Genomic DNA, 3559 nt, shown 5'->3' with positions numbered 1-3559 from the left:
GGTGTATAAGAGACAGGGGGTAGGGGCTGGCCGCATGTGAGGCATGAGGGAGAGTGGCCGCTCTGGAGGGGACGGTTCCGCGACGGGGTGTGCCTTGAGGGGACCCCGGGTGCGTGCTACCCGGGAACTCCATGCGCCCCGCCTCGTCGACGCTGGATGGTGGATGCCTTCCGCGGGGTTGGCGGGGGGACGTCCGTTCGCTCCCGGGCCGGCTTTTCGGAGGCCTGGCGCTGCTCGTGCCGGTGGAGGTGCTGGCCTGTCCCTCGTGCACGGCCCGGGCGCCCGAGTCTCCCGGTGGGGCAGGTGGGTTGCTGCTGGCGCTGATGCTGGTGCCCTTCGTCCTGGTGGGCGTGGGCATCTGGGCGGCCCGGCGGGTGATGCGTGAGGAGCGGGCGTCCGCCCCCGTGGAACAGGAGCACCCGTGAAGCCCGTGTCCGGCCTTCCGTGGCCCGTGTTGCTCGCGTCCGGTCCCGCGCGGGACGAAGCCACTGCCGCGCCGCCGGATGCTCAGGCCCCCCTGGCGGTGGCTCCCGCGCGAGGGGCGTGGACCCTGTCGCCACCGGAGAATGCGAGCGCCCACGGTGGCCGCATCGACGCGTTGCTGGCGTCGAGCCACCGCTTCGAGTTCGCGCTGGCGGCGGTGATGCTCGGGTGGTTGCTGGTGGCGGTGGTCCGCTTCCGGGGCGCCCGGACGGTGACCCCGAACGGGGGCACGCGCCGCTCGCGGGCGTGGGTGCTGGGGCTGGCGCTGGGCGTGTTCGGCGTGGTGGACGGGACGCTGTTCCTGGGCTCCGAGGGCTACCTGCGCGACGTGCTCTGGAACTTCCGCGTCCCTTCCGAGGACCCGCGCACGGTGCGCATCGAGATCAACGCGCACCAGTGGTCGTGGGAGGCGCGCTATGCCGGCCAGGACGGCACGTTCGGCACGAAGGACGACGTGGTGACGTGGAACGACCTGCGCGTGCCGGCGGGCGTGCCCGTCTGGGTGCAACTCGTGTCCACGGACGTGGTGCACGGCTTCTCGCTGCCGGCCTTCCGCGTGAAACTGGACGCGATTCCCGGCCGCGTGAACCAGACCTGGTTCCAGGCCGCGCGCGAAGGCGCCTGGGAAGCCGCCTGCTACCAGCACTGCGGCACCAGCCACTACCGCATGCGCGGGATGCTGACGGCGCTCTCTCCTGAGGCGTACGCAGCCTGGATGCGCGAAGCGGGCCGGCAGGCGGTGCAGGCCTACGACGCGGACGACGCGGCGGCCCACTGGGGCTGGGCCTGGAGGACGCCATGAAACCCGGCGCGTTCCTCAAGTCGCTGTGGACGACGGACCCCCAGCGCGTGGCCCGGCAGTACCTGTGGGGCGGGTTCCTGTTCCTGCTCGTGGGCGGACTGCTGGCCATGCTCATCCGCTTCCAGTGGGCGTGGCCGGGACAGCCGGTGCCGGGGCTCGCGTGGGCGCTGCCCGAATCGAAGGGCGCGCTGACGCCCCCTGCGTACACGGCCGTGTTCACGATGCACGGCCTGCTGATGATCTTCTTCGCGGTGACGCCGCTGCTCTTCGGCGCGCTGGGACACTTCGTGCTGCCGCTGGCCATCGGCTCGCGGCAGATGGCGTTCCCCCGGCTGTCGGCGTTCGGGTTCTGGGCCTACGCGGTGGGCGGCGCGCTGATGCTCGCGTCGTTCGGCGTGCGGCTGGGCGCGGCGAGCGCGGGGTGGACGTCCTATCCGCCCCTGTCCACGCCCGCGTTCACGCCGGGCCTGGGGCAGACGCTGGTGACGGTGGCGGTGCTGTGCGTGGGCGTGTCCGCGTTCCTGTACGGGCTCAACTTCGTCGTCACGGTGGTGCGCTGCCGCGCGCCGGGGATGACGTGGGGACGGCTGCCGCTGGTGGTGTGGGGGCTGTTCTACGGCGCGGTGCTCAACGTGCTGTTCGTGCCGGTGCTGGCGGCGACCCGGTGGTGTACCAGCACCTGTTCTGGCTGTTCGGCCACCCGGAGGTCTACATCCTCATCCTGCCCGCGTGGGGGATGGTGGGGGACTTCGTGGCCTACTTCAGCCGCAAGCCCGCGCACGGCTACCGGCTGACGGCGGGGGCCATGGGCGCGGTGACGGCGCTGAGCGGCGCGGTGTACGCGCACCACCTGTTCACCAGCGGCATGGCCCCGGTGCTGGGGCGCACGTTCATGGTGCTGACGCTGCTCATCTCCCTGCCCGCGGAGGTGATGTTCCTCAACTGGCTGATGACGCTGTGGAAGGGCAGCGTGCGGCTCACGTCCCCGATGCTCGCGGCGCTGGCGACGATGATCGTCTTCGGCCTGGGCGGCATCACCGGACTCGCGCTGGGCGCGGTGGCGACGGACGTGCCCCTGCACGGGACGATGTGGGTGGTGGGCCACTTCCACCTGACCATGGGCGCGGCCAGCTTCCTCGCGGTGTTCGCGGGGCTCTACTTCTGGTTCCCCCGGATGTACGGGCGCTCGCTGCACGAGGGGCTCGCGAAGGCGCATGTCCTGTCGAGCGCGGTGCTGTTCATCGCCGTCTTCGGAGGCCAGCTGGTGGCGGGGTACGCGGGGCAGCTGCGGCGGCTCTATGACCCGTACCAGTACACGTTCCTGGCGCACCTGCTCACGCTGAACCGGTGGACCAGCTGGGCCGCGTTCCTCCTGGGCGCGGCGCAGTTGTTGTTCGTGGTGAACCTGGTGCGCACGCTCGGCTGGGGCCGCGCCGCGGAGCCCAACCCGTGGCGCGTGGGCACGCTGGAGTGGACGGACGCGGGGCCCAATCCGGTGGTGCTGCGCGGGCCGCACGAGCTGTCGCAACCTGAGATACAACAGCAACTGGGTCGCGACTGGGTGGGGCAGGCGGAGGTGCTGCCGGTGGCCGTCCCGGTGAAGGCGGACACGGAGCCCGAAGCGCCCGGCGTGGAAGGCGCGGGTTAGGGGCGCGGTGGCGTTGGGGGGCGCCGCTCCCACAGGTCCACGCCGCTGGCGTCGCCGGTGGGGAAGCGCCGGACGAAGCGCTGCTTGAACCAGGGGCGGCTCTCCGGGGTGAGCTGCCAGGTGCCTCGCAGGCCGAGGATGACGAAGCGGCAGGACTCCAGCATGGCGCGCAGGGCCTGCTGGGCTTCGGGGGCGGAGAAGGCCTCGTCGAGGTCGGTGAAGCGGTCGCCGGTGCTCATGGCGTCCTGGATCATCGTGGCGTAGACGTCCACGACGGGCGTGGCCCCCATGGGGAGCCGGCCGGCCGCGAGCGCCCAGGCGGGCTCGAACGAGAACAGGCACGCGTTGGCGGGCACGTCGGTCCGCAGGTAGCGGGCGAGCGCCATGACGTCAGGGGCCTGCGAGCGTGAACTCTGGAAGCCGTGCCACGCCCCCGGCAGCGACGCGGCGACCAGGGCGAGTCCGGCCACGGCCCTGGAGGCGACGCGACCCCAGCGCAGGCTGAAGGTCTGGAGCACGGAGGCGCCCAGACCCGCGAGCACGGCCTCCGACGCGGCGAGGTGCGCGTTGTACTGGTCCCAGTAGGTGAGCGACGCCAGGAACATGGCGACGGTGAGAACGAAGGT

Annotated in this window: 2 protein-coding genes and 2 pseudogenes; 3 read left to right on the top strand and 1 reads right to left on the bottom strand. The window is 72.0% G+C overall.

Annotated features, from left to right (window positions below; translation table 11 throughout):
* The first annotated feature begins 131 nt into the window (after positions 1-131).
* The 3 genes and pseudogenes from D7Y13_RS39860 (at position 132) to D7Y13_RS48965 (ending at position 2933) form a co-directional block, all read left to right on the top strand.
* Positions 132-425, top strand: a complete 294-nt coding sequence (locus D7Y13_RS39860; RefSeq protein ID WP_120586127.1) for a hypothetical protein — start codon at positions 132-134, stop codon at positions 423-425.
* Positions 422-1285 carry a cytochrome c oxidase subunit II gene (locus tag D7Y13_RS39855; RefSeq protein ID WP_233596033.1) on the top strand — a complete coding sequence of 288 codons (864 nt, stop codon included), beginning with the start codon at positions 422-424 and terminating at the stop codon, positions 1283-1285. The genes D7Y13_RS39860 and D7Y13_RS39855 overlap by 4 nt, the downstream gene beginning before the upstream one ends.
* Positions 1282-2933, top strand: a pseudogene (locus D7Y13_RS48965) (cytochrome c oxidase subunit I). Before D7Y13_RS39855 ends, D7Y13_RS48965 begins: the two are co-directional and overlap by 4 nt.
* On the opposite strand, the pseudogene D7Y13_RS46135 reads toward D7Y13_RS48965, so the two are convergent.
* Positions 2930-3559: pseudogene (locus D7Y13_RS46135) on the bottom strand (hypothetical protein); the annotation flags it as partial. The pseudogenes D7Y13_RS48965 and D7Y13_RS46135 sit on opposite strands and share 4 nt — an antisense overlap.

Source organism: Corallococcus praedator (genome assembly GCF_003612125.1).
In the GTDB taxonomy this organism is placed as follows: Bacteria; Myxococcota; Myxococcia; order Myxococcales; family Myxococcaceae; genus Corallococcus; species Corallococcus praedator.
Note: the sequence above shows the minus strand (reverse complement) of the source record. Positions and strands in the feature narration are given on the sequence as shown.

Coding starts and splice junctions, on each gene's coding strand:
- D7Y13_RS39860 (WP_120586127.1), top strand. CDS start 132: ATGCGCCCCGCCTCGTCGACGCTGGATGGTGGATGCCTTCCGCGGGGT.